Genomic DNA, 6,610 nt, shown 5'->3' with positions numbered 1-6,610 from the left:
ACGCATCCTTAAAACTTTAACCTTTAGCGATCGCCTAATTTATGAAAAATACAGCTCATACAGTTACTTTTATGTTACATTATCAATATTTATGTAATATGTAAAGATGCCAGCGCTCATTGCTATAGATCTAATAACTTCATAATCAGGATTTTAAGCTATTAGACATCTCCTATCATAAAAAATCAAATCAATTATCACACTAGATATATCAATTCTTTCCCCTCCTGGGAGGGGGAGGGGCGAGGGGTGGGTTCCCTACTGCCTACAGCAAAGCTGCCTACTGCCTCTTTTCTGGAGATGTCTATTGATTGTGAGGTTATTTAACCGGATTTGATATAAATTCATAGTTTTGGGAACTAGGAAACACAAATTCATCTTAAAGTGTATCTCATTATCCTGAAAAGCAGTGCATTTGTTTGTAGTTGTGCTTGAGCACCGCCAAAATGTCAGGTAGCACTAAAGAGCAACTACGAGCTGCTATTAAGTAGTCGTCAAAATAAATTTCTTAGTTGAGAGAGGCAACAGGCAATAGGCAATAGTAGGATGTGTAATTAATTTTGCTTATGCACTTATCACCGTTATCGTTGATAGCATTTATTTCACAGGAGAAGAAACCTTTGGTGGAACTGAGTTTGCGTTAGACATTGAAAATAACACCCTTTGGAGGTATTGGTAACGACAGAGTATTGGGACAAAACAATGATGATGTGTTGATAGGTCGTCGCGATAACGATTTCTGATCAGGAGGTGCAGGTAAGGATACTCTTGAAGGTGGTATTAGTCGCGATCGCCTTAATGGTAATGCAGGAAATGACCAACTCACAGGTGGTGGTAGTATAGACAGCTTTATCTTTAATACTAAAATACTAATAATGCGTTTGCATCAGAAGATTTGAGTGTAGATACAATTACAGACTTCCAGTCTAACAAAGATATAATTCTACTTGACAAAGATACTTTTACAGAAATAACTACTGCTACGGGAGGAAATCTTGGTGGTGAGTTTGCTACTGTAACAAGTAACCCTGAGACAAGTAGTGGTATTATTGTCTATGATTCTACTACAGGTGGTTTATTCTACAATGCTAATGGTAATGCAGCAGGTTTCGGAGATTGCGCTCAATTTGCTACTCTCCTTGGTAGTCCGGATTTGACGACAGATAATTTCGTTCTCAGATAGTATGTCTACGTAGTTTTTAGCAATAGTGGAACTATTGGGAGATAGAGAAGACAAGGGAGACATAGTTATCAAAAAACTTTTTGCTTCTTCTGGGAGGCAACTCGCTATTCTCTATCTTTTTCCTGTTTTTGGTTTCCTGTAAATCTGGTTAAAACCACGATTTTCACGTTGTTAGTTTACGAAGTATGGCGCTAGGCAAAACAACCACATTGCTAGTACTGTAACGTAGTACGTATAAAGCAGCAATCCACGCTTACGGTGCTAATTGCCACTACCTTCTCCGGTCAAAAGATTATTGAGGCTACTTTTTAAGTTCTTGGTTAATTATAACACATTTTTTTGACACCGAAATTTTACTATGATTTATAAGTTATACCAAATCCGATGACTATAGACCACAATATATTATTGAGAAAACCTTGATATATATGAATTGTAGTTAACTTATTTGTGGTCTAGCTAAACTGGATTTGGTATTATTAAGTAGTTGACTACTCCAGGAACTAAAGTCACGGAAATTCTTAGAATAAATATTGATTATTTGACTAAAAACATTGATGTTTTTGCCTCTTATTTAAAAAAAAATTAGGCTATTTTTGAACTAAAAAAATGTTTAAATATCACTCATTAAACTTAAAATCTTAGCTTAAAGGTAGAAAGCAAAAGTTATATCATGTCCGGTAGCATCGGTATTGTATAGCAAGGGTAGGGAACACCGGAGCTGGGAACAGGGAACAGGCAAGAATACTTAAGAGCAAGAAAAAAACTTAAATTTCCTGTAGATATTCACCTTTGGGTTTACACGAACGCGCCCCAGCGGACATGATATTATTTATTCCATTAAAAAGTAAAAAGTTATATAATATCAATACCCAGAATAATTATCGAATTAACATTATAATATTTTTATTACTGTAAACTAAGGCCGCCTAATTTAAAGCCAAAATATTGAATCTCAAAGAGTATAAATCCCTTGAGAAATAAAACCAGTATCATAGGTCACTTTCTTTGAGTTTTTACGGCCTACACTTTCATCCTTTATCAACAATTAATGGGAGGGTTGAGAAGAGGTTATGCTAGTCAAACGTTGACAAATTTTACTGAAACTTTAGAAGCGTTTGTTACAAGAATTTCTTACAACTTTTTTTGTTTGCTGCAAGAGCATCAAGATGTTTTTGCAGAGCATAAAGCGAATCTGGGATTTGTTTGGGGATAGACTCAGGTATAATCTACTTGTGATCAAAGATTGAAATTATTTTATTTTACTTTTTTCCAAAAGTCCAGGTATCATTGATAGTCAATCAGTAAAAACCACAGAGATTGTTTGTAGTTGGTTAAGAAAGTGGACATTGGTGGCGGAGGATGTATAGCTTGTCAACTGCTACCATTTTTTTCTTTTAATTCTACTCATATCATAATCTACACTATTTGTCGCCATTGTTTAGATAATTGATATAAATCTGTGAGTTTAAACCATACTTAGTATAATTAATATTTACCCACCTGAATATTTTAAGTGTAAGTCCCACTAGATTAATGCTCAAAAAAGAATTAAGAAGCTCGCTGTTAAAAAAACGTCAGTCTATGTCGGAGACAGAATGGAGGGAAAAGAGCGATCGCCTTTGCCACCACTTACAAAATTACTCCCTATTTCAAAAAGCTCAAACTGTTTTAGCCTACTTTAGTTTCCGTCAAGAAGTAGACCTTAGTTTATTATTTACAAATAATCGAGAAAATTCAACAGTTTCTAATAAAAATTGGGGATTTCCACGGTGTGTCAAAAAAACTCTATCTTGGCATATTTGGCAACCTGAAAGTTATTTACAAAAAGGCATTTATGGTATCTTAGAACCAGAATCAAATGCACCATTATTACATTCATCAGAAGTAGATTTAATTTTAATTCCTGCTGTTGCTTGTGATCTAAATGGTTATCGTTTAGGCTATGGTGGTGGTTTTTATGACCGGATGTTAAGTTCTGAAGAATGGGCATCAAAACCTACTATAGGAATTGTATTTGAATTTGCTTATTTACAACAATTACCAATAGATCCTTGGGATAGACCTCTAAGTGCCGTTTGTACAGAAAATGGTGTAAAATAGATAGTGTATAATAGGCAATAGGCATCTTCATGGAGGAGTCAGGAGTCAGGAGTCAGGAGTCAGGAGTTAGGAGTTAAGAGGAAAAAAATAAGTAACAAAAGAAGAAGAAAGTTTTTGTTAGTGTAAGCAGAACGGAGTTCTATATAAGTCCAAGTAGTGTCATAATTAACTTATTTGCTCAATGATTATATGTTAGTTCCTAAATTGAAAATTTTTTCCTTCTTCTTTATTGTTTGTTATTTGTTGGTGACCCCTACTTTAGCAATTCAGACAAAAGATGGTACAGTTTATTTTGCTCAACCACCTCGCCTAGTTAAGGCAGTGACTACCCGTAGTGAAACCTATGTTTGGAGTGCAACCTATTACTTTACTCTCAGTTTATTGCCTGATGCTGGAGTGCCATTGGAACGAGTAACAATTACCAAAACTGAAGGATCTGGCAATATCCGATATAACCCAAAGAAAATTATTGCCTTTGAAGGAACTCATCGCCAGAAAGGACAGCAACTGGCAGTTGAGGAAGTGGCGATCAATCGGGAAACTAATACTGTCTCAGTAACCTTTAACCCTCCAGTACCTCCAGGCAAAACTTTTACTATAGGTTTGCGTCCAGTGCGGACTCCTAAGTATGGGGGTATATATTTATTTGGGGTGACAGCTTTTCCTGTGGGAGAAAAATCATCTGGTCATTTTCTTGGCTATGGTAGACTTCATTTTTATGACAGTTCTAATAGTTATGATTAAAAGATATTACTAAAAATTATAGAATGGTGAAAGCAGTTATCTTATTATCAGGAGGATTAGATTCCTCAACGGTTTTGTACCAAGCAAAAGCAGATGGTTGTCAATGTTATGCTATTTCTTTTGACTACCAACAACGCCATCGTCGAGAATTAGACTCAGCCAAAAAAATTGCTGAAAGTGTTGGTGTAGTAGAACATCATGTTGTTAGTTTTGACCTCAGACTATGGGGAGGATCAGCATTAACTGATAATCAAATTGATTTACCAAACGATCGCTCTGTTGAGGAAATGTCGCAAAATATCCCTATTACTTATGTTCCAGCGCGTAATACTATTTTTCTGAGTTTTGCCCTCGCTTATGCTGAAGTTGTCAATGCGAGTCGGGTTTATATTGGGGTGAATGCTTTAGACTATTCGGGTTATCCTGACTGTCGCCCAGACTATATTCAGGCCATGCAAGAAGTGTTTCGCCTGGGAACTAAACAGGGGAGGGAGGGTGAAGCGATCGCTATTGTTTCCCCACTTATTGATATGAAAAAGACCGAAATTATTCAATTAGGGAATAATTTAGGAGTACCTTGGGAAAAAACTTGGTCATGTTATGCAGGTGAAGAAAAACCTTGTGGTGTATGTGATTCTTGTCGCTTGCGGTTAGCTGCTTTCCAGGAGTTGGGATTAAAAGATCCATTGTCTGATTAAAAATCTTTGTTCATAGTAGTACGCGCTGGTATATTTACAAATTGCCGGAATGGCTAATTGCTGATTATCTGTATCTAGTCAGCTTTTTTCCTACTCCCTGAATGTAGCGCTATAGTTCCTGTTTCAGGGAGTTGATAGTTTTGTTGCGAATATCGCAATAGAAGTTTTTACTTACAGCGGTTTTCATTTCGGTAGACCACACTAGGGACCTTCCATGGAAGGTCTCTACTGGGTTTTGATTGTGACGTCAGGTCATCAATCAGCAAAAGCGCTGTAGGAATTTCCCAGAAATCAACTATCTGAGAGTATTGACATACTCCCGACGCTCCCCTACGGGAGAGCGCGGGATTCTTCAGTCAGATAAGCCCTGACTGCAGTTTTAACAGAGGTGATGTCCTCCCCCTGTGTTGATAACAATCCTATTTTTTGTATTAGTAGTGCTGAGTTATAGTCTCTGTCTAGTTCCTGTCCACATTTAGGGCAGGAATGCCAACGCTCAAATAAGCTTTTCGATACTTTATTCAAGCATTCCCAGCAATCTTGAGACGTACCTTTTGGGTCTACTTTGATAATTCTCTTGCCTAGTTTCCAGGCAACATACTCTAAAACCTGAACAAACTGACCAAACGCTGCATCTTGCAAAGACTTATTTAATCCTGACTTAGCTGATTGGCCATTAGGCAAAAACTGACCATTACTTCCTAATTTAGCTTTGCAACGTCGGAGTAAGTTTGCTGTAAGTAGGTCTTCAAGGAATATCACCCTTACATCACTAAACAAATGATCAGCAAGTTTGAATTGCCAGTCCAGTCGTTGTCTAGCTATCAACTGATGCAGTTTAGCTATTTTGCGTTTGAGAATTTTCCAAGACTTAGAATGTTTTTGTTTTTTTAGTTAATCTGACCTGTAGTTTAGACAACCGATATTCAGAGAGCCTGAAAAATTTAGGAACTTCTATAAACTCACCATCACTGGTAACAACATAGTGCAACAATCCTAAATCAATACATGCATGAGTTATCTTCGGTGGGTTGAATTTCTACAACCTCATAAGGTACCGTCTTATCTTCTATCGTGAAGCTAATATACCATCCGTCTGCTTCACGGATTACTGTACCTGTCTTAACTTTGAATCCTGTTGGTATTGGACGATTGTATACTAAAGCGACTAAGCCAATTTTTGGCAGATTTACACAAAAACGACCGTTGGCATTTTTGACAATATTTGCATTTGATAGTTGAGGATAACTAAAAGAGTTATAGTAATGCCTACCTTTGAATTTAGGTCTACCACTGGTTTTACCTTTTTTGTCGGGTTTGCTAAAGTTATCCATAGTAGTTTGTACTCTTTGGATAACATCTTGCAGGACCTGAGAGTGTATAGACTTGTATTCCCGAAATAGCTTTTTAGTTTGTGCTAAGTCCGCCAATTGAACAGTCTCCCACAAAACATAACCATTGACTAAATTCGGATGTTGATCCCCTTTCCTTGTTATGGGATTACCATCACTGTCTTTTTTCCTGCCATCTCCAAAATGCACTCTAAATTCGGGGATATTTTGATAAATCCGTTCTATTGGCACTACTGAAACATTAAGTGGACAAGCATTGACTGGTGTGCGCGTTGCTTCAAACCAGTTTAACCTTTCAGCTAAACGGTAATTATATTGTCGTCGAGCTAATTCTAACCAATTAGCTATAATTACCCCTTGCCTTTTATGTGGCTTGAGCTTGTACTTATATTTCAGGAGCATGGCAGAATCGACCTTTATATCTACAATTAGGTAGTATATCAAAAATAAGGGCAAACCACACAGACAACGCCCGGATATCCCATACGACGCTCCCCAAGGGGAGAGCGCGGGACTTCCCGCCGGGGGAG

The 6,610-nt window shown here is 37.2% G+C and carries 7 protein-coding genes; 5 read left to right on the top strand and 2 right to left on the bottom strand.

The window, feature by feature from the left end:
- Window positions 1–779: 779 nt before the first annotated feature.
- The 5 genes from F6K27_RS33955 (at window position 780) to queC (ending at window position 4,728) form a co-directional block, all read left to right on the top strand.
- Window positions 780–899 carry a hypothetical protein gene (locus tag F6K27_RS33955; RefSeq protein ID WP_161564723.1) on the top strand — a complete coding sequence of 40 codons (120 nt, stop codon included), beginning with the start codon at window positions 780–782 and terminating at the stop codon, window positions 897–899.
- A complete protein-coding gene (locus F6K27_RS23525) occupies window positions 896–1,183 on the top strand; it encodes a hypothetical protein (RefSeq protein WP_124147339.1) in 288 nt (95 codons plus the stop codon). The genes F6K27_RS33955 and F6K27_RS23525 overlap by 4 nt, the downstream gene beginning before the upstream one ends.
- A gap of 1,536 nt (window positions 1,184–2,719) precedes the next feature.
- A complete protein-coding gene (locus F6K27_RS23520) occupies window positions 2,720–3,286 on the top strand; it encodes a 5-formyltetrahydrofolate cyclo-ligase (RefSeq protein ID WP_124147338.1) in 567 nt (188 codons plus the stop codon).
- Between the two features lie 189 nt (window positions 3,287–3,475).
- Entirely contained in the window at window positions 3,476–4,030 is a 555-nt protein-coding gene (locus F6K27_RS23515) for a DUF2808 domain-containing protein (RefSeq protein ID WP_124147337.1), read from the top strand.
- 26 nt (window positions 4,031–4,056) lie between these two features.
- Window positions 4,057–4,728, top strand: a complete 672-nt coding sequence (gene queC / locus F6K27_RS23510) for a 7-cyano-7-deazaguanine synthase QueC (protein ID WP_124147370.1) — start codon at window positions 4,057–4,059, stop codon at window positions 4,726–4,728.
- A 330-nt stretch (window positions 4,729–5,058) separates the two neighbouring features.
- Here queC and F6K27_RS23505 read toward each other — a convergent pair whose 3' ends face one another.
- Together F6K27_RS23505 and F6K27_RS23500 are read right to left on the bottom strand one after the other, a co-directional pair.
- On the bottom strand, window positions 5,059–5,556 hold the full coding sequence (locus F6K27_RS23505; RefSeq protein ID WP_287279075.1) for a transposase: 498 nt from the start codon (window positions 5,554–5,556) through the stop codon (window positions 5,059–5,061).
- Window positions 5,557–5,729: 173 nt separating this feature from the next.
- Entirely contained in the window at window positions 5,730–6,482 is a 753-nt protein-coding gene (locus F6K27_RS23500) for a helix-turn-helix domain-containing protein (protein WP_124147335.1), read from the bottom strand.
- Window positions 6,483–6,610 lie beyond the last annotated feature (128 nt).

The organism is Okeania sp. SIO2F5, from assembly GCF_010692685.1.
Lineage (GTDB): Bacteria > Cyanobacteriota > Cyanobacteriia > Cyanobacteriales > Microcoleaceae > Okeania > Okeania hirsuta.
This window is presented reverse-complemented; position numbering and strand designations above follow the sequence as displayed.

Excerpts from the sequence above, each read along its gene's own strand:
- F6K27_RS23515 (WP_124147337.1), top strand. The coding sequence starts at position 3,476 with ATGTTAGTTCCTAAATTGAAAATTTTTTCCTTCTTCTTTATTGTTTGT.
- F6K27_RS23500 (WP_124147335.1), bottom strand. The coding sequence starts at position 6,482 with ATGCTCCTGAAATATAAGTACAAGCTCAAGCCACATAAAAGGCAAGGG.
- F6K27_RS23520 (WP_124147338.1), top strand. The coding sequence starts at position 2,720 with ATGCTCAAAAAAGAATTAAGAAGCTCGCTGTTAAAAAAACGTCAGTCT.